The sequence below is a fragment of the Thiothrix sp. genome (assembly GCF_028714775.1).
Taxonomy (GTDB): Bacteria; Pseudomonadota; Gammaproteobacteria; order Thiotrichales; family Thiotrichaceae; genus Thiothrix.
Genome location: NZ_JAQTLS010000022.1, coordinates 24,508 through 42,998, shown reverse-complemented (window position 1 = coordinate 42,998; position 18,491 = coordinate 24,508). Strand labels below are relative to the sequence as shown.

Genomic DNA, 18,491 nt, shown 5'->3' with positions numbered 1-18,491 from the left:
CCTTAGTGGAGGTGCAGGTATAGCACAGTGTTAGAGCGCTGACAAAGCCTGTTCAATATCGCTGAGCAGGTCAGCGGTATCTTCCAGCCCCGCTGAAATCCTCACTAACCCTTCGCTGATCATGTGTTCCGCCCGCTCTTCGGGGGTATAGGTGGAATGGGTCATGCTGGCAGGGTGTTGCGCCAGACTTTCCGCATCGCCCAAGCTCACCGCACGGGTGATCAGGTTCAACGCATTCATGAAACGGCAACCCGCTGCGAAGCCACCCTTGAGTTCAAACGCGACCATGCCGCCCGCTTGTGCCATCTGGCGTTTGCCCAGAGCGAATTGTGGGAAGGTTTCCAATCCGGGGTAATGGCAGACTTCGACCTTGGGGTGATTGGCAAGGAAGTCCGCAATCGCTTGCGCATTCTGGCAGTGCCGATCCATCCGTAGCGCGAGGGTTTTCAAGCCGCGTAACACCAGAAACGCATCCTGTGATGACATCACCGCGCCAGTCATGTCCTTGATGCCGTAAAAGCGTACTTGTGTCAGCGTTTCTGCATCCCCAACAATCGCCCCGGCAATCAGGTCGCCGTGCCCGCCGAGGTATTTGGTGGCGGAATGCACCACGTAATCCGCACCCAATTCCAACGGACGTTGCAGGTAAGGCGTGCAATAGGTGTTGTCGACCACGACCTTGCAGTTCTCGTGCTGGTGGGCGATTGCGGAAGCCGCCGGAATATCCACCAGCCGCATATTAGGGTTGGCGGGCGATTCAAAGAATACGATTTTGGTTTTCGCACTGATGCTAGCAGTGAGATTGGCGGGATCGGTCAGGTCAACGTGCCTGATCGTGACCCCGAATTTCGCCAAACCGTGATTGAAAAAGGAATAAGTACAGCCATAGAGCGTTTTGTCGGCAATGATTTCATCGCCGGGGCTGAGTAACGTCCATAACAGCGCGGCAGTTGCGCCCATGCCTGACGCTGTTACCAAGGCTGCTTCCCCGCCTTCCAGATCGGCGATACGTTGTTCCAGCAATACCGTGGTAGGGTTGCCGACCCGTGAATAGACGAAGCCCTGCTGTTCCCCGGCAAACCGCGCACTGCCATCTTCCACGGTGGGAAAGGTGTAGGTGGAACTCATGTGTACTGGCGGGTTCAAGTCACCAGTGCCTGCATACGGGTCGTAAGCGTGGTGGATGGCGCGGGTCGAAAATCCCATTTTCTGGTGCATTGTTTTGCTCATTAGTTGCTCAAACCTCTCCCAGCCTCCCAAAGGGGGAGGAACGAGGAAAGGTTCTAGGGTAGCGGTCTGCTGTTAAGCGGCGTGTGCGTGCATCGGAATGTGCCCGCCATCCAGTAAGGTGGGGTAGAGGTGTACAACTTCATCGTCAATGCGGCGGGTTACGAGGCTGAAAATTTCCCGTGTGTCATCGACGAAGGCAGCGTGATCCCTGATGCGGAGTTCTTTGCCCTTGCACCAGCGTTTCATGTACTGCCCAAAGACACGCTTGATTTCGCCGGAGCCGGATAGGAATTTTCTGCCGGTATTGCGTACATCATTATCTTCATGCACCAGCAATTCTTGGTAAAGCTCGCGTTCTTCGATTTCTAGATGTTCGCGCACCATTGCCATGTACCTGAAAAACAATTCGCAAGACACCGTGGTGTCACAAATGGAGCGTTCGTTGATCAAGTAACTCAGTACATTTGAAAGTTCGGTAATCTTGTGGTTTTGCTCATTAAGCTCCATGTATGAAATCATGGTTCTCTCTCCTGTGGTTAACTCTGTCCTAGCATACATATCTTACTAAATATAGGGTATTCAGATGAGGTCAATCGCAGCATTTAACAGATAAATTGCTTAGGGTTCGCACTAGGGCAGGCTTGCCATTACCGCAGCGATGCAGTTACGCCATTCGCCAATTTCAGGAGAGGTGGAGTTGGGCAACAGTTCACCACGGTACAGTCTGCGGGCTTCGAGTGGTTGGTGTTCCCGGATGTCTTCCCACAGTTCGGTGAAATCTGTCCAGACAGTGCCCAATAGGCGATAGGGGCGGGAACTGAGCCGACCGTCCAGCAAAGTACGCAGGTGGGAAATTTCCACCTTCAAGGTAGATTGGGATACTTGCCCATCCCCATACAGTGCGGCGTGGCAAGCTTCCAGCGTAAGCCCCATCGGGTGCAAGGCCAGAATGCACAGGATTTCAGTCATGCGCGGGGTAAGGTGCAAGGGTTTGCCCCGGAAGCGCACCTGCGGTTTGCCGAGCGCGTAGATTTCCAGTTCTGCTTGGGGTGTAAGCTGCGCCAAACGTTGGGCAATGCTAAGCGGCGCGGCTTTTTTTAAGGTTTCCGTGGATTTACGGCGTAAAGGGAGGGGGTCTACCTTGGGTTGAGCACTCATTTCTTCTGATCCTCGCAAACTGTGATTAACTTTTCTTATTAAATCTATATTTGTGATTTATCAAGTTCGGAGTGTAGGTTTCCTCCAGCATCGTAGCAATATCACCAATGCCGGGGTTTACCCTTGAGTCCCTCTACGCTGCGGCTAGTTGGGGGCGTGGCCTTTCCCGCACCCATTTGTCGATGTGGCTTTGCAAGGTTGCCGGGGTGACGGGTTTGGTCAAGTAATCATCCATACCGGCAGCGTAACACTTGTCATCGTCGCCTTTCATGGCGTGGGCGGTCAGCGCGATGATGGGTAATTCCCTGAATTTGCCGTTGTCCAGTTTGCGGATTTCGCGGGTGGCGGCGTAACCGTCCATGATCGGCATTTGGCAATCCATTAGTACGAGGTCGTAGTCCTGCTCTTGTACCATGCGCAGTGCCTCTTTGCCGTTGGTGGCGCAGTCAGTTTGCCCGTAACCTAGCCGTTTCAGGATGGTGAGCGCCACCTTCTGGTTTACCAAATGGTCTTCGACCAGCAGGATACGTAAGTGCTGCGGGTTGGGCGTCGGCTTGCTGATTGCCGCAGGGGGAGCGGGAGGAATAGGCGCAGCGGGTGCGGTTGGTTTGGTGGTTTTTTTGTTTGCCATCTGCGGGGTCTGCACTTCGGCAGTAAACCAGAAGCGTGAACCCACGCTGGGTTTGCTTTCTACCCCCATTTCGCCGCCCAGTAGCTGGGTCAGTTGTTTGCTGATTGCCAGCCCCAAGCCAGTGCCGCCGTGTTGGCGGGTGCTGGAACCATCCAATTGGGAAAATGCACCGAACAGTTTGGGTAGGTCTTCGGCATCAATGCCGCAACCCGTGTCTTGCACCTCGAAACGCAGCAACAGCGCATTCGCCTTTGTTTCCACGAGCTGGACATTCAGCAGTACCCGGCCTTTGTCGGTGAATTTGATGGCATTGCCCAACAGGTTGAGCAGAATCTGGCGCAAGCGTACCGAGTCACTGACGAGGGTGGCGGGAACCGCATGGTCGATGGAAAAGCCCAGTTCCAAGCGTTTGTTATGGGCAGATTCCGCCAGCAGGTCGATGACGCCCTGAACCATGTTCAATAGCTCGAAGTTGCCCTTGTAGATGTTGAGTTTACCCATCTCAATGCGCGACAGGTCGAGGATGTCATTGATGATGCGCAACAGGGTTTCGCCACTTTGCCGCACGGTCAGTGTCAAGTCGCGTTGCTCTGGGTTCAGCGGGGTATCCAGCAACAGTTGGCTCATGCCGATTACCCCGTTCATGGGGGTGCGGATTTCGTGGCTCATGTTGGCAAGGAATTCGGACTTTAGGCGGGTTGCTTCCAGTGCAGCATCGCGTGCCTTGGTGAGCGCTTCTTTGGTTTGTATACGTTGGGTAATGTCACGGGTAATGCTGGTGAAGATGACATTATCGCCTACCCGTGCTTCATTGATGGTCATTTCAATAGGAATGGGTTGCCCATTTTTGTGCCGTGCCTGCAATTGGCGAGGTTTGCCAACGATGTTGGTTTTGCCGCTGCTGAAGTAATGCTGGAGGTGGCTCGCGTGGGATGGGGCTTGTTCGGCATACATGAGCAAGCTGACATTTTGCCCCTGCAATTCTTGCTGGGTATAACCGAATACGTCCAAGACGGCGGTGTTGGTTTCGATGATCATCCCTCTGTTGTCGGCGACAATGAGCGCATCGGGGATGGAGTCGACGATGATGCGGGTTTTTTCTTGGTTGGCACGTAGGGTTGTTGCCAGCGCTTCCCGTTCTTCAATGCCTTGTGCCAGTTGCCGGTTGGCTTCACGGGCTTCTTCGGTGGCCGCGTGTGCGTCACTTAGGGATTGGTAGAGGTTACGCAGGGCTGCTGCCAGTATTCCCAATCCCACCAGCCCCAATGTGAGCAAGACCAGGAAAGATTCGGTCATGGACTTTTCAGTGGCAGCTTCAAAGCTACTGGCTTCACGGCTGATAGACATGACACCGGCAAAATCACCCACTTTCCAGTCAGTTTTGGGGGAGCCGGTGTAACTGTTGTGGCAACCGATGCAGCTTGCGGTCATGCGGTTAGCCATCGCGTAACGCAATTGTTTATCGCCCTCTTTGTCCACTTCAAAGCGCCAGACAGGTTTGTCCGGGTTTTTGCTGAGTTCTTGTAATGCCCAGCGCTCGAAGTCATCACGTGCGCCGCCAGTTTTGTTCCACGGGAAGGGGTGTGCGCTGTAAATACGCATCTGGTACTCTGCATCATTGTCCTGCGCCAGCGATTTACTGAGGTCTGCCATCAATGCGGAAGGCACGGGTAAGGTTCCCGGCTTGTTGAGGTAGTCGTGCGTCAGTTGGATGCCGCTGGCTTGGGCGCGGGGGACAATCTGCTCCGAGTAGAACATGCGGAAACGGTTGATGCTGTCGGCGAACTCGTTGGCCTCGTAGATCGCCATTTCCTCATTGATCTGTTGGTTTTGTTGGTAGTCAAACCAAAAGGCAACCGCAGCACCGACCACCAGTATGGCTGTCAGGATGAAAAGGATGTAGCGGGTAAAAAAACCATGACCGCTAACCTCATGGTTGGGATGTTGCTTGGGTAGCATGACGCGACCTATAACGTTATAACTTTTTATATGGATTATGGAAGGTACGTTCCATGTACCACTATCTTCCATGATTCAACGCTTGCTGGCAACTTAACCCAAGGTGAAATACATACGGTTTTACATGGATTGGTTAACGGCAAAGCAGTAACCCTCGAAGTTCCAGCAGTTTTTTCTGCATGTTAGCCCGTTGGGTTGCAGGTTGGATTTGGTTGATCAGGTTATTCAGCACCCAAGTTTCCTGCACGATAGCCCCTACTTTTGCGGTGTTTTTCTCACAGGTGCTGGTTACGGGGACAACAGGTACGGTGGTTCCATTACAGCTTACGTTGCCGCCGTAGTTGCCGGTGTAGGCATTGCTGGAAAGCCAGCCGATATTGGAAAAGTCGTTGCCGGGGTTGGTGCTGGTCGAGTTCGGCAATTGGTTGAAGGGGTCACTGTTGTTCAACAGGGAAATGCCGGATACGCAACCGGACGGGCTTTTGAAGGCGAAGATACGTTTTTCTGTGCCAGCGACCCAGCCGAAAGTGGGTGGTCTGCTGCCGGTATAAAACAGGCTGAATGACAGGTAATCCGCCGCACCGTTTTCTTTAGGCGCATCTACCCGTGAATTGTTTGCCCAGCTTACGCCAGGTACGGATGTGCGGATATTGTCCACCTCGAAACGGCTAGTGCCAGTGCCGTGGGGGACGGCGATGGTGACTTGTGATGACAAAACCATATCGGGCGCGGGGGTGGAATCGGGGGTCATGTAGACCACGTATTCATTGCTGCTGGCTTCGTAGCCAATACGGAACTGGACGTTAGCAAAAGCGGGGGTGGTGCTTAACAAGGCAAGTACGACGGCACTTGTTTGTAAGGTTGTGGTTGCTCTCATGACACTGCTCCTTATGTACTGAGTTTTTTTATCATTGGTTCTCGACGCCTCTAACGTTACAGGGGCGGGGGTTTAGAAAAGGTTGGAAAAGCGCCGTTTTCACACCAACCTTTTTTGAACCCCTGTTTCGCATAATGACCATCACCTAGAAAACTTATTATTAGGGCTAATATAACGAGGGTGGGGCTATGGACATGCGATATAAACGCGGACTGTTGGTATTACTGGTCGGCTGGTGGGTAATGGCAGCTCCTGCTTACGCCCGTGTGGTTGCTGATACACCGCCACAGGGTACGTATCGGCAATTGGCGACGGTGTTTGGTAACAAACTGTATAACCGTTTATTGGAGAGTGATCATTTTCTCAAGGTACAGGGGCTTTTGGTGGGGTATTGGGAACAGCAAACGGCTCATCCCCAACATCCAACCCGTAAGAAAAATGGTTTTACGCCAGCAATTCCAAAAAACGTTCCCTGACCAGAGGGGTGCACAGCAGGTTGCCTGCACTTTCAAGCAGGGTTTGGGGATTTTTGCAGTTCAGGAGCAAGGCTTCCATGCCCGCATCAAGGTGGTTGCGCCATTCCTCAATGGCGGGGGCGGTGGAGGCGGATAGCAATTCCCCGAGGTAAAGTGCGAGTGCTTCATCCATGTGCTGCACGCGCAAGGCGTTGGGTAATACCAGAAAATCTGCCCACACCGGCATCAACAAACGGTAAGGTTGTGAACCGACTTGTCCATCCAGCAACTGGCGTAGCTGCGTTAGGATCGACTTGATCGTACTGGTGTTGGCGTTGGCATTTCCATGCAAAGCGTGGTGCACGGCGTCCAGCGTCATGCCTGCCGGATGCAGCGCCAAGATGCATAGGATTTCAAGCTGGCGTTGGGAAAGGTGCAAGCGTTGCCCCCGGAACAGTACCCAAACTGCTCCCAGTGCATGGATTTCCAATTCCGCTCGCGGTTGGCAAGGTGGCAAGCGTTTGGCGATGGCATTTGCCATGTACCCCACCGCTTTTTCAGTGAGTGAAGAATGTTGTTTCCAGCTCATTGAAATATCAATTGCCCCGGCGATTTGCCCAGATTGTGGATGCACGATAGGGGCGGCGTAGCAAACAAGATCATGGTTGACAGGTGCGAAATGCTCCGCTGCAAACACGGTACAAGACCGTTTATGGGCAAGGGCGAGGCTGATGGCATTTGTGCCTGCATCACGTTCTGCCCAGCTAGCGCCGGTGATGAAGTTGATGCTATCGGTGAATTTTTGTAAGCCAGCGCTGGCGGTTGTCCATAGAAATTTGCCGGAAGCATCGGAAATGGCGGCAGCAATCGCATTTTCTTTGCTCAGTTGCCTGATGTTTTCCAGTTCGGGGGCGGCTGCCAGACGTAAGGGCGACGCTTCCCACGCAAGTTGGGTAAGGTACGTCTCTTCGAGTGGCGTATTGCCGAGTTCGTGCAGCAGGTTCTCCGGGCAGCGCCGCCAAGAGGCAATGATGTCAGTATTAATACCTTGGGCACACGAACTCGTGCAGCGTGATGGGTCGCTACAGTGGTGGCATTTGCTAAGAAATTGTCCTTTCAGCGATTCCGTGTCCTTACGGCGCTGACGCAACGAAGCTAATAGCTTCTTATCTATCATCACGTAACCTCGCAATTCGTGATTATTTTTTATATTCTGACACCGCTCATCTTAGTTGTTCTGATCTGGCTAAACAAGTGTCAACAAAAATAAGCAATGATTGGCAGGCTACCATAAAAAGTGTCAAGTGCGGTTTACATTGCCCACATTTTTTATGCGCGACCAGCGGTTATGATGCACCAACCTTTTTTAAACCCTTGCTACCCATAATGGAAATAAAAAGGACAGGTTTCTACAAAGGCGGGAGCAATAGTATGAAGATCAACAATAAATCTAGCGTCTTTTCCTTGTTACCTTGTATGGTATTGGCGGCGTGCCAGACATACGGTGTACCAGCTTCTGCGGGTTACAGGGGGTATTGGATGGACACAATCAATCCCAACCAAGGCTACTATCAGCCAGCTTGGCAACCACCGATGGGGCAGGGCGTAGGGATGGTCGGCAAAGCGTCTTATTACGCCCAGCAATATCAGGGGCGTCCGACGGCTAGCGGCGAACCGTACAATATGTATGACATGACGGCTGCCCACCGTGACTTGCCCTTTGGCACATTACTGCGTGTCACTAATTTGCAAACCGGGCGTTTTGTCATCGTGCGCGTCAATGACCGTGGCCCTTCCAAACCGGGGCGCATTGTCGATGTGTCGTGGGCTGCCGCCTTAGAGCTGGGCTTGGTTCAGCACGGCTCAGCGGATGTGCAGGTGGAAATCGTAAGGTAAGCGCTGCCAGCTTACAGCAGCGCCAGTGCCTGTTTCGCAGCCGTGTCAGCGTTGGTGGCTATCTGTTCAAGTTGCGCATCTGTTTTGGCGAGTACGGTAATGACCGTGTGTTCACCGGCCTGTTTTATCAGGATATAACCGTGCTCCCCCTTGATAATAATATGCTCAAATTTGCCGCCAACCAGATAGTCTGCCGCGTATTTTCCCACAGCTACCACCGAGGCACTCATCGCACCCGTCAGGTCTTCGCTCATGCCTGCCGGAAGCGCGGAACACATGACCAAGCCATCGGTGGTAATAAATGCAGATGCTTCAATGTTGGCATCTGTATTATTGAGGTCGGTCAGGAGTTGACCTAAAGTTGCTGAATACATTTTTTACGATCCCCAGAATATTTCTTGCCGATAAGCTGACAGTATAGGAAATAAATTGCTTTCTACATAAGCATATTTTAGTGAAGTTAAAATATCGTCAAAAACTGCCAAATAAAATACCAAAATAAGTAGGGAGGTGGCAACCAGGGAATAATTGCCCCCCTCCCAAGCGTGGTATTCTATTTATAGTGCCCCCTTGGTGTTTTGTGTTTAGTTAGGTTTCTTATTAGGCGAGAAGGGTACTCTTGTGTATGAATAGTAATCAACCCGCTCTTTTCGATAATGTTGACCTGTGTCAATTATTTGCACATGCCCGCTGCTTAATTGCCCCATTACCGGGTTGCGCTGCTGGGTAGCCGTAGTATGCCTGTCGCCAAGGCTGTCCCCAAGATGATCACGCTGCCGCCGACGAGCATACCGGCATCAACCGTTTCACCCAGTAACAGCCCACCCCAGAATAGCCCGAATAGCGGGATCAAAAAGGTGACAGTTACCGCGCCAGATGCCCCAATGCGGGTAATCAAACGGAAAAACAGCAACCACGCCAGCGCGGTGCAACCAATTCCCAATCCCATGACTGCCAGCCAAGCCATGTGCCCCGGCATCTGGGCAGGCCAGAACCACCACGCAAACGGCAGTAACATCACGGAAGAAGCAAATTGCGAACCAGCAGCATTCACCAGCGGGGGCACATTACCCAAATGGCGTTTGGTGAGGTTGGTGGCAAAGCCGTAGAACAGGGTCGCCAGCAACATGGCAACAATCGCCCAACCCGAGCCGCCCGGTTTGAAATCCGCCTTGCCAGCAGCCAATAGCAATACGCCAGCAAAGCCCACGGCTAGCCCCAGCAAGCGCGACTTGTCTAACTTATCGCCTAACCACAGCGCCCCAATCAAGGCGGTGAAAATAGGGGTGGTGGCATTTAAAATGGACGCCAGCCCCGAAGTAATCGACAACACCGCCCACGCAATCAGCACAAACGGCAGCGCCGAACTGAACAGCCCCAGCAAGGCAATGGAACCGGCATGTTCGCGCAATAGCTTACCCTGCCCACGCCATAGCAGCAGCGGCATCAGGCAAGCTGCGGCAATTGCTACCCGCAGCCAGATCAGCGGTGCTGCACCAAATTCCGGCGCGGCGTAACGCATGAACAGGAACGAGCCGCCCCACAGCGCTGCCAGCAAGATCAGGTCGAAGAGGTTGTGTAGTTTCATGCGTTACGCCTTTCAATTTCTACCCTCCGCCTGTCGAACCCGGCTTTTATCAACTTTGCCCACCTGAAATGGGGCTATGCTGGGGAATACCAAAGGAGGGAGCGTTATGTTCAAACAGTTACTGATTAGCCTGCCAGTCGTGATGGGAATCGTGGGTGGCTGCGTTTTTGCGGAAAGCGGCGCACCGTTGGAACCGCTATACAGCGCACAATTCACCGACGAAGACGTGAGTATTGAGGTAAAAAGCACGGGTTGTACATTCCCTGAGAATTTTACCATCACTGCCGCAGGCAAAGGGGGAGTCGATTACTCAACCATCGGCATCCACCGCGATACCCCGGACGAGTGCAAAGCAATGCCGGAAATCATTACCTTGCATCTGGAGTTACCCGCCGCACTGGCAGCACTCAAAGAACCTTACAAACTGGAAAATCTGTTTGTGAGCAAAGGTAAGCCTGCGTTCGTGCCGTGATTAAGCGCCGCGAGTGGGTTTGCCTGCCCACGGCACGACGCTTGCCACTAACTCTTGCACGGCTATCAGCGGGTCGGTTTCGTCGGTGGTTTTAACCTTTACGCCGTATTGCTTCATCTGGTTGATGAAACTTTTTCCGCAAGGGCCGGTGATCAAATAATCCAACGCTAGCAGCGGGTGATCGCCGCGCTTGTCCCATGCGTGGATCGACATTTCCATCGACAACTCAATCGGCGCGTCGGTGCGTAAGGTTTGCCCAGCCGCCCATTCATACACCAAAAAACTCCGTGCTTTGCTGGCGTGTCCGGTAATGGTACGCAAATTTTGGCTGGTAACGCCGATTTTCATGATAGTGACTCGTTTAGTAATGGGGTTTGTCGTGCGGGGGATGGTACAGCACAATGCCCCAAAGATCGCCTTTAGCCTATTTCATGAGTTATAGAAATAGAGTCTTTGCATCAAAGTCGTTTTGCCATCAATGCCGCCACTCCACGCTCATTTTCCCCGCCACTGGCTTCAAATGCTTGCATGACGTTGCCTTGATCCGCCGCACTGCGATTCTGGCTGAGTTTGTATTTGGCTTGCAGCGATTCGATGCTGATTTCAAAACCGACGATGGCTTCCAGCATTTTGTCTGGGTAACTGGGAATCCATGCGCTGGGGGTATCGCCTTCGTAGTGATGGCTGAGGCGTTCCACTTGCGCTTTCAACCATGCTGTATCGTGGATGACGCGAACCTTCCCATAAACATGCACGGCGGTGTAATTCCAAGTGGGTACGCCCGTTCCTTCATACCATGTCGGTGAAACGTAGGCGTGTGCGCCTTGGAAGATTGCCAACACCTGCGGGTTTGCGGTCAAGTGCTGCCATTGCGGATTTGCTTTGGCGAGATGTCCAGACAGTGTGAGCGTTTCACCCTGTTCCAGCAAAAACGGGATGTGGCTGGCGAAGGGAACGCCTGCATCAACCGTGACCAGCGTCCCGAAGGCGTGGGCGGCAATGAAGCGCAGGATTTCGGTTTGGTCATGTTCGGCAAAGTACTGGGGGAGGTACATAAGCGGTATTCCTGTTATTCAACGTTGTTCCGGTGGTATCCCCTGCAAGCGTAGCAACAAATGCTGATGCGCCACCCAATCCACCGGGCGAAACTTGACGGTCGTGGAGGCAGGATCATGCCCAAGATAATTATCCCCTTTCCAATTGGTGGCGGGGCGGATCGGGCGGGGCATAAAGCCACCGCCACAATTCGGGCAAGTGTTGCCGAGCAAGCTGACGCAATCGCTGCAAAAAGTACATTCAAAGCTGCAAATCATCGCCTCGGTGGCATGAGGTGGCAGTGGTTTGTCACAGTTTTCGCAAGTGGGACGTAGTTCAAGCATGGGGAATCTCCTTTGGGAGCAATGTTTTTAATTTACGCCCGCCAGTGATGGCAAAGCCTTCGCGCTCATAAAATGCGAGAGTTCGCTCAAACGCAGGTAAAGGTGGTGTGGTCACTTCTAAGCGTGTCCAACCTTTACTTGCACCGAATGCACGGGTGGCTGCCAGCAATTGTTTGCCCGTGCCGTGCGAACGGTAGGCGGGGCGCACATACAGTTCGGGAATCGTGCCGAAACTGCCTTCGGCGTACAGCGCGTAACTCTGGTACAGGGTCAGGAAGCCTGCGGCTGTGCCGGATTCATCCGTTGCCACGAACGCATGGTAATGCCCGTCGCGGATGAAGGTTTGCAGGCGCTCGGTAGTAGCTGGCAGGTCGAAATTGAATGCCTGTTCGCCAATGGCCTGCATGATTTCCTGCAACAGTTCGCCGACCATCACGGCAATGGTGGCGGCGTCAGCGGGTGTGGCGGGGTGGATGTGCATGGTCAGTCCTTCTTGCTTGAATCAGACAGCAGTTGCAACAGGGTTTCAATATAGATTTTGTCCGCCAGTAGGTAAGTATTGGCATGAGTACCACCTGTAACCGCCACCACCCGGACATGGGTAGGCAAAGCATGGGGTATTTGTAGGTCTGCGATAGGCGTTTGTGTATCTGCCGTTCCCTGAAAAATAACCACAGGAACATCAGGTATGCTGGTCAACGCTTCTGTCAGCGAATAGTTATGAGGCAATATTGTGGCAATGGGTAAAGCTGCCAAAGGGTAAAGATACCATTTGACTTGTAAAGAACGAGTCACAGCAACCGATAGCGAAGGAGCGGCAGATTCCAAAATCAGCCCTGCTGTTGCATCGGTTTTGGCGGTATACGCTGCCAGCATCGCGCCCAGTGAACGCCCAACCAACACTGTTTTCTCCGCAGAGCAAGTTTGCTGAATAGTCTGCATCGCTTGGGCAATCAATGGCTGTAGGCTTGCCAGTTGTGCGTTACCTTTTGCCCCATCCTGCCCCGGATATGCCAATGCAAACACCGTTAATCCTGCGTTGCGCAAGTGAGGAAACAGTTGGTGTTCGTAAGTGGTGATTCCGCCATGTTGCCCCGGAAAAAATACCACACACCCTGTTTGTCCTGCATCGTAACGCCGTATTAACAAAGTATTTCCGCTGCTATCGGTAACGTGGAACGATGTGGTTTCAGTTGTGGCAGCGTCAAGAGTAATGGACGGAAACAGGTGGCTGTCAAGGGCAAACATCAATGCATAGACTGCAACACCAATATACAAGGTTAGCAGTAAGGCAACGGTGTTAAACAAGCGTTTCAAGACAATACACTCATGGGGATTTTCTCCTCAAATAAATTCTACATCGGGCAGGTTGGCGTACACCTGTTCGACCGTTTCACTAGTTTCCAACACATTCACCACGACGGGCAACGGTTCGGCAAAAATTCCCGGTAAATCCTGTTCATGCGGATTCAGCAACGGAAACGCCAGTTGTTCGGTGGGCGGGCAGAATTCGGCAGCCACGCCCGGCTTATTGCCCCGCGCATCGACCCGATACCAACCGGAGTCGGGCAAGTAGAGGGCATTCAAACCATGCAAACAAAACGGTGGTTCATCAGTGATGGTCAAACGCTGGTAACACAAGCCCGCCGGAATGCCATTCGCCCGCAACAATGCCGCCAGCAAGTGGCTTTTGGCGTAGCAATAGCCCGTGCCGTGTTGCAACACCTCCGACGCTTGGCACGTCACCGGATTCAGGCGGTAATCCCAACTGTGTTTGATGTGGTCACGCACAAATTCAAAGCAGGTTTTGGCGATGGATTCCGCTGTGGTGCAGTTTGCCGCCAACGCTTGGGCTTGCGCCAAAATGGATGGGTGTTGCCAGTCGATGTAATGGCTGCTGGCTAGGTATGCTTGCATGAATGCTCCCAATGATCGTGCCGCTTGCGCCGTTCTTGGCGGTAGTTGGTAACTGATGTTACACAGACGCACTGCCTATCCGCTATATTTTGGGAGTGAAACCACTGGCTTAAGCTGCGTCGACGTGACAGGATGGTGTGTTACGTTAAGCCTCGCATTCACCGAACAGAGCAGTCTCAAACCCATGTCCTCTATTGTTCGCGCCAGTTTTCTCTACTTTGCCCTCGTGCTGGGTGCGGGTTTTCTCTTGGGTAGCGTGCGCGTGCCCTTTATCGTGCCGCGCCTTGGTGAACGCTGGGCAGAGCTTGCTGAAATGCCGATCATGGCAGTCATCATCTTTGTCGCGGCGGGCTACATTCTCCGGCGTTACCCTGAAGTGCAAACCCGTGGTCGTGCGCTGGTGGTCGGGTTTACGGCATTGGCACTGTCCGTCAGTGCAGAACTGGCACTGGCTGTTGTACTGCAAAGCCAATCGCTGGCTCAATTCCTCGCCAGCCGTGACAAGGTTTCCGGCTCGGTGTATCTCGTCATGCTGGTCGTGTTTGCGCTTATGCCGCGTTTGCGTCTATCCCGCCATCCATAATTTTGCCAATCAAACCCGCGTAATTGAGTAACGAAAATCCTACGTCCGTTGAAATGCCAGTGCTAACCTGAGTGCATAGCCACTGCATGGAATCACCACGATGGACACGCTTCCCACACCTTCCGCTGAAATCCCTGTGCGCGAACGCCTGCTCAAAGCCGCGCTGGATTGCTTCCTCGCCGACGAATACCACCACGTCACCACGCGCCTGATCGCGGAAAAAGCGGATGCCAACATTGCGATGATCCGCTATTACTTCGGCAACAAGGAAGGCTTGTACGAAGAAATGATTCGTGAAACCCTCAACCCATTGCTGGAGGTGTTGGATGGGCAAATGCTCAATTCCCCGCAAGGCTTGACCGATTTTTTGCGCTTGTATTACCGCACCATGAGTCAGCACCCCGAATTTCCCAAGCTGATCCTCAAAGTGCTGGCGTTGAATCATGCCCCCGGCAAACGCTTTATCCAACAATTGCTGGAGCGCGGGCGCACCCGTACTAGCCGCAAAGTCGACACACTCAAAGCCGCTGGGCAAATTGATGCAACCACTGACCCCGACATTTTGCGCATGGCGTTCGTCAGTTTGGCAATGACCCCAATGTTGCTGAAAGGCATTTTTGAACAGCAATTGGGGCGCGAGATGGATGCCGATTTTCTGGAAACACTCGCGCAATTCAACGGACGTTTACTCCTCACAGGGCTAACACCATGCAACACCTAAGCACGCACCCCATCAAAGTCTGGCTTTACCAGCGTTTGCTGGCACTGGCGGCAAAGATTCAAGGCATTCCCGCCAAGGTCACACCGCCGCCGTTTCGCTTGTTACAAATCGGTTCGGCGTTTTGGCAGTCCCGCGCCTTGTACGTGGCGACCCGCTTACAAGTGGCAGAAGCCTTGGGTGATACGCAAAAAAGCACGCAAGCATTGGCGGACACCTTGGGCTTGCACGAAGACCATTTGTATCGGCTGTTACGGCTGCTGGCGTCCCTCGGCATTTTCCACGAAACCGCGCCGTGCACTTTTGCCAATTCCCCAGCTTCGCACTACTTGCGCGAAGATAACCCTGCCAATATTCGCGCCATGATCCTGATGCACAATTCCCCCGAAATGGTGCGTCCGTGGCTCGAACCGCTGGAAGATTGTCTGCGTTCGGGTGATATTCCCTTCAAACAAACGCATGGGGCTGATTTATTTAGCTATATGGATGCGCATCCCGCATTTGACCGGCTGTTTGCACAGGCGATGGATTCGGTTGAAAACCTCACGGGCATAGCCTTTCTGGACGATTTCAACTGGGGCGCATTCCAGCGGGTGATTGATGTGGGCGGTTCGCGTGGGCACAAGGCGTTGACCATTCTTAAAGCGCATCCACACCTCCGCGCCATCGTGTTTGACCGCCCGCAAGTCATTGCCGAAGCTAGCACTGCTTGGCAAGGCAAAGTCGCGGCGGACGTGTTGGAGCGCGTGACGTTTCAAGCGGGCGATATGTTGGAAAGTATTCCGGTAGCGCATTCGGATGGGGATGTGTATGCCTTTTCCGCCATCTTCCACGGTCTCAGCGATGCGGATAGTCGGCGACTGTTGCTGAACCTCAAACACGCTTGCGGGGAAAAACGCCCATGGGTGTTGATCGGCGATGCCGTGCTGGCGGAGATGCAGGTGGATCGCACGCTCGCTTCGTTTGATATGCAAATGCTGATAGGTACTGCGGGGCGGGAACGCACTTTGAGCGAATGGCAGCAGTTACTGGCAGGCAGCGGCTTTACGCTGGTGAAGGTGCTGGATGCGCGGACGTTTGCGAAGTTTTTAGTGCTGAGGCGTGAATAAGGTGTCCTATTGGGCTTGGCTTGTTTGCTCCAACACATCCCGCACTTGTTGCTGGAGCGATGGGGCAAGCCTTAACCCGTTTGCGACTGCTTGATCCAGCATCGCTAGAGCGGTGTGGGTGTCCACGAGCTTGCTGCGGTTTGCCTGTATCAGCAGCCCCGCAAATCCTGTAATACGGATGCCGAGCTGTTGGGCAATCTGGCGACCTTTGCGTTCGTCGATAATCAGCGGAAGGTGAAGACTGGTAGCCAGTTCGATAGCGTTTGCTTCGCCCGCGTCCAGTAACAGCAGGAGAGAGGTGAGACGTTTTGAGGCGGGTACATCCACGACGGTAAAGCAGGGTAAATTCTCTAACTGTACGGTAATGTTGGGCGAACCTGCTTGTAATTCTGCCAATACCACGGTAGGCATCAGGATTTGTTCAAACAGCTTGCATAACAGCCCTAATGACTCTAATTTTTCCAGCACAATCAGGCTGGTGGTGTCGCTGACAATCACGGACTTCATGCAGCAAATAGCTCATCCAGCGTTTGCAAGTCTTCCTGTAAATCGTAATCGGCGAATGGAATGTTGAGTTCACCGAGCAATTCCAGCGTGGCGTGTTTGTTTTTCCCCAGAACCTTGCCTAATTGCCCAAGGCTCAAGTCGCCGTTTTGAAAGGCTTTGAGCGCCATCCAGTTTTTCAACCCATTTTCCATCAATTGGTGGCTGAATGGCAGGGCAACACCCAGCGGCTCACCACGTCGGGTGATGAGCATATACTCATTATTTTGCAGCAAATGGCTCAATTTGCCGGGATTGGTTTGTAATTCCTTGATGCCGATGACGTTCATAGCGAATCACCTTGTACTAACGTTACGGAGTACTTGAGTATAGCATGGCTGTGCTGCCCGTTACCCACTGTTTCCGAAACCCGCAGCATCGCCAGTAACAATCCTAACCAGTCAGATTTACCCCCAACCGCCCATCAATCTCCGCCAGCGCATCCCCAATCTTTCGGCTTTCTTCGCCCGATACGCCTTCTTGCGCCGCAATCGCCTGCCATTGTTGGGTGGCTGAACGCACTTGTTCCAGCATTTCCCGCCAGCGTTTGATCCCGCAACTTGCCGCGACGCGCTGAATGTCTTGCAGGCGTGGATTGCCGCTGCCTGCAATATCGGTGGTGTGTTGGTTGTTGAGGCCGCTGTTGAAAGTCAGATCAAATGCCGGTGACAGTTCCCAACCGTGGGCGCGGCGGATGAAGGCAAAGTTTTTGGCGTGATCGTCCTTGTTGTGGGTGAGGACGTTGAACAACATCAGGCGAAAGGCTTTTTCGGCTTCCGCCATGCTGCGGGTAATGTTGAGGGTGGCATTGATGACAGTTTCGTAGCCAATACAAGGCAGCCGATGGCTGGCGTAAATGTAGCCCGACAGGCTGAGGACGTGATGCCGCGTATTGTCTTCGCGGTCAAAACGGCGCACCGCAAAAAACTCATCCGCAAGCGCATCATGCCCAACCCGTAGCAAACGGCATTCCGGCATTGTCAGCCCCGCCTGTTGCGCCATGCGGGCGTAGGCCAACTCAATGCGCCCCATATCAGGTGAATCTTCCCTCGCCCGAAACTTCACCATCCAGTGTGCATAACCCGGCGGTACAGACCGAAAACCGGACAGGCATTCATCTGCCTGATCGGACAAGGCGACGGTCACTTTAGGGCGTGCCCCACCGGGCGAACCACCCTGCACCTGCAATTGCTGCAACACTTGCGGCGTTTCCCCCTGCAATAACTGTTCGGCAGAGTGTGCCAGTTGCGCAATATCCACCGTTTCCGTCAGGGCTTCGGTGGGAATTGCTGGCTCGTATTCCAGTGTGCCCATTGCGCGTGAACCGATGTAGGCCAGCCGATCCAGCGGGGTGATTTCATGTGCTTGCCAGCCCGTTTGCTGACGGAATGCCCGATCCATCAGCAACAAACCCCAGCCATCCGGCAAGGAGTCGTAAAAAACACCGTGCAAACCACCAAATTCCTGTGGCTCTGGGGAAAGCTGCGGTTCTGCCTGAAACGGCAGCGTGCCGGGGGACAGATCAAACCCCGTCTTGATCCAAGTCGGGTCATACTGGAAATAAATCCGCCCACGCGCATCCGTTCCCAGCTCACCCACGGTCGTATCAGCGATATGCACCCGCAAACGTGTGATGTGTTTCATAAACTCCCCCGTTGGCGCGACGTGGTTTGCAAATCGGCGATGGTTTGCGGTGGCTTTTCCGCAAACAGGCGGTTGAAATCATCCATGCAATTCAGGGCGAACGCGAGTTTCAGCAGGCTGTGAAAGCTAATTTGCCCGGTGGTTTCAAAGCGTTTGATGCTGGCTTCGGCAACGCCGGATTTCTCTGCCAAAGTGCGCCGCGTGAGGTTGGAAGCCAACCGTTGCGCTTTGGCTTGGGTGGCGATGGTTTTCAGCAGCGTGTCGGGTATTTGGAAAATAATAGGCATTATAGTATCCCTAAAATCGCTAAAATGAATACAAGAGATATTATA

Annotated in this window: 24 protein-coding genes; 6 read left to right on the top strand and 18 right to left on the bottom strand. The window is 53.2% G+C overall.

The window, feature by feature from the left end; translation table 11 throughout:
- Positions 1-30 precede the first annotated feature (30 nt).
- From PHE17_RS17465 to PHE17_RS17445, 5 genes are all read right to left on the bottom strand, one after another.
- Positions 31-1,230, bottom strand: coding sequence for a methionine gamma-lyase (locus PHE17_RS17465; RefSeq protein WP_301017192.1), 1,200 nt, complete (start codon positions 1,228-1,230; stop codon positions 31-33).
- 72 nt (positions 1,231-1,302) lie between these two features.
- On the bottom strand, positions 1,303-1,749 hold the full coding sequence (locus PHE17_RS17460; protein WP_301017191.1) for a hypothetical protein: 447 nt from the start codon (positions 1,747-1,749) through the stop codon (positions 1,303-1,305).
- 111 nt (positions 1,750-1,860) lie between these two features.
- A complete protein-coding gene (locus PHE17_RS17455) occupies positions 1,861-2,388 on the bottom strand; it encodes a helix-turn-helix domain-containing protein (RefSeq protein WP_301017190.1) in 528 nt (175 codons plus the stop codon).
- Between the two features lie 133 nt (positions 2,389-2,521).
- Entirely contained in the window at positions 2,522-4,978 is a 2,457-nt protein-coding gene (locus PHE17_RS17450) for a response regulator (protein ID WP_301017189.1), read from the bottom strand.
- A gap of 133 nt (positions 4,979-5,111) precedes the next feature.
- Positions 5,112-5,855, bottom strand: coding sequence for a hypothetical protein (locus PHE17_RS17445; protein ID WP_301017188.1), 744 nt, complete (start codon positions 5,853-5,855; stop codon positions 5,112-5,114).
- Between the two features lie 194 nt (positions 5,856-6,049).
- Between PHE17_RS17445 and PHE17_RS17440 the strand changes: the two genes are divergently transcribed.
- Positions 6,050-6,331 (top strand): hypothetical protein, encoded by a 282-nt coding sequence (locus tag PHE17_RS17440; RefSeq protein WP_301017187.1) that lies wholly within the window; start codon positions 6,050-6,052, stop codon positions 6,329-6,331.
- On the opposite strand, the gene PHE17_RS17435 is transcribed toward PHE17_RS17440, so the two are convergent.
- On the bottom strand, positions 6,300-7,487 hold the full coding sequence (locus PHE17_RS17435; RefSeq protein ID WP_301017186.1) for a transcriptional regulator: 1,188 nt from the start codon (positions 7,485-7,487) through the stop codon (positions 6,300-6,302). The genes PHE17_RS17440 and PHE17_RS17435 overlap by 32 nt on opposite strands.
- A gap of 362 nt (positions 7,488-7,849) precedes the next feature.
- Between PHE17_RS17435 and PHE17_RS17430 the strand changes: the two genes are divergently transcribed.
- On the top strand, positions 7,850-8,206 hold the full coding sequence (locus PHE17_RS17430; RefSeq protein WP_301017185.1) for a septal ring lytic transglycosylase RlpA family protein: 357 nt from the start codon (positions 7,850-7,852) through the stop codon (positions 8,204-8,206).
- A gap of 11 nt (positions 8,207-8,217) precedes the next feature.
- Here PHE17_RS17430 and PHE17_RS17425 read toward each other — a convergent pair whose 3' ends face one another.
- Positions 8,218-8,580, bottom strand: a complete 363-nt coding sequence (locus PHE17_RS17425) for a roadblock/LC7 domain-containing protein (protein ID WP_301017184.1) — start codon at positions 8,578-8,580, stop codon at positions 8,218-8,220.
- 332 nt (positions 8,581-8,912) lie between these two features.
- The gene (locus PHE17_RS17420) at positions 8,913-9,794 is read right to left on the bottom strand and encodes a DMT family transporter (protein ID WP_301017183.1); all 882 of its coding nucleotides are present in this window, start codon (positions 9,792-9,794) and stop codon (positions 8,913-8,915) included.
- A 106-nt stretch (positions 9,795-9,900) separates the two neighbouring features.
- Between PHE17_RS17420 and PHE17_RS17415 the strand changes: the two genes are divergently transcribed.
- A complete protein-coding gene (locus PHE17_RS17415) occupies positions 9,901-10,266 on the top strand; it encodes a hypothetical protein (protein WP_301017182.1) in 366 nt (121 codons plus the stop codon).
- On the opposite strand, the gene PHE17_RS17410 is transcribed toward PHE17_RS17415, so the two are convergent.
- The 6 genes from PHE17_RS17410 to PHE17_RS17385 form a co-directional block, all read right to left on the bottom strand.
- The gene (locus PHE17_RS17410; protein ID WP_301017181.1) at positions 10,267-10,614 is read right to left on the bottom strand and encodes a nitrogen fixation protein; all 348 of its coding nucleotides are present in this window, start codon (positions 10,612-10,614) and stop codon (positions 10,267-10,269) included.
- 110 nt (positions 10,615-10,724) lie between these two features.
- Positions 10,725-11,321, bottom strand: a complete 597-nt coding sequence (locus PHE17_RS17405) for an FMN-binding negative transcriptional regulator (protein ID WP_301017180.1) — start codon at positions 11,319-11,321, stop codon at positions 10,725-10,727.
- A gap of 18 nt (positions 11,322-11,339) precedes the next feature.
- Entirely contained in the window at positions 11,340-11,645 is a 306-nt protein-coding gene (locus tag PHE17_RS17400) for a DUF1272 domain-containing protein (protein ID WP_301017179.1), read from the bottom strand.
- Positions 11,638-12,126, bottom strand: a complete 489-nt coding sequence (locus PHE17_RS17395) for an N-acetyltransferase (RefSeq protein ID WP_301017178.1) — start codon at positions 12,124-12,126, stop codon at positions 11,638-11,640. The genes PHE17_RS17400 and PHE17_RS17395 overlap by 8 nt, the downstream gene beginning before the upstream one ends.
- A gap of 2 nt (positions 12,127-12,128) precedes the next feature.
- On the bottom strand, positions 12,129-12,962 hold the full coding sequence (locus PHE17_RS17390; RefSeq protein ID WP_301017177.1) for an alpha/beta fold hydrolase: 834 nt from the start codon (positions 12,960-12,962) through the stop codon (positions 12,129-12,131).
- A 27-nt stretch (positions 12,963-12,989) separates the two neighbouring features.
- Positions 12,990-13,562: a transglutaminase family protein gene (locus tag PHE17_RS17385; protein ID WP_301017176.1), complete on the bottom strand. Its 573-nt coding sequence runs from the start codon at positions 13,560-13,562 to the stop codon at positions 12,990-12,992.
- Between the two features lie 184 nt (positions 13,563-13,746).
- Here PHE17_RS17385 and PHE17_RS17380 point away from each other — a divergent pair, with 184 nt between their 5' ends.
- From PHE17_RS17380 to PHE17_RS17370, 3 genes are all read left to right on the top strand, one after another.
- Complete coding sequence (locus PHE17_RS17380) at positions 13,747-14,145, top strand: hypothetical protein (protein WP_301017175.1); 399 nt, start codon at positions 13,747-13,749, stop codon at positions 14,143-14,145.
- Between the two features lie 100 nt (positions 14,146-14,245).
- On the top strand, positions 14,246-14,866 hold the full coding sequence (locus tag PHE17_RS17375; protein ID WP_301017174.1) for a TetR/AcrR family transcriptional regulator: 621 nt from the start codon (positions 14,246-14,248) through the stop codon (positions 14,864-14,866).
- Entirely contained in the window at positions 14,854-15,972 is a 1,119-nt protein-coding gene (locus tag PHE17_RS17370) for a methyltransferase (RefSeq protein WP_301017173.1), read from the top strand. Before PHE17_RS17375 ends, PHE17_RS17370 begins: the two co-directional genes overlap by 13 nt.
- Before the next feature lie 6 nt (positions 15,973-15,978).
- Here the strand turns inward: PHE17_RS17370 and PHE17_RS17365 are convergent, their stop codons facing one another.
- The 4 genes from PHE17_RS17365 to PHE17_RS17350 form a co-directional block, all read right to left on the bottom strand.
- Positions 15,979-16,479 carry a hypothetical protein gene (locus PHE17_RS17365; protein ID WP_301017172.1) on the bottom strand — a complete coding sequence of 167 codons (501 nt, stop codon included), beginning with the start codon at positions 16,477-16,479 and terminating at the stop codon, positions 15,979-15,981.
- Positions 16,476-16,805, bottom strand: coding sequence for a UPF0175 family protein (locus PHE17_RS17360; RefSeq protein WP_301017171.1), 330 nt, complete (start codon positions 16,803-16,805; stop codon positions 16,476-16,478). The genes PHE17_RS17365 and PHE17_RS17360 overlap by 4 nt, the downstream gene beginning before the upstream one ends.
- Before the next feature lie 103 nt (positions 16,806-16,908).
- Positions 16,909-18,159, bottom strand: a complete 1,251-nt coding sequence (locus tag PHE17_RS17355) for a type II toxin-antitoxin system HipA family toxin (protein ID WP_301017170.1) — start codon at positions 18,157-18,159, stop codon at positions 16,909-16,911.
- Positions 18,156-18,446: a helix-turn-helix transcriptional regulator gene (locus PHE17_RS17350; RefSeq protein ID WP_301017169.1), complete on the bottom strand. Its 291-nt coding sequence runs from the start codon at positions 18,444-18,446 to the stop codon at positions 18,156-18,158. The genes PHE17_RS17355 and PHE17_RS17350 overlap by 4 nt, the downstream gene beginning before the upstream one ends.
- Between the last annotated feature and the right edge of the window lie 45 nt (positions 18,447-18,491).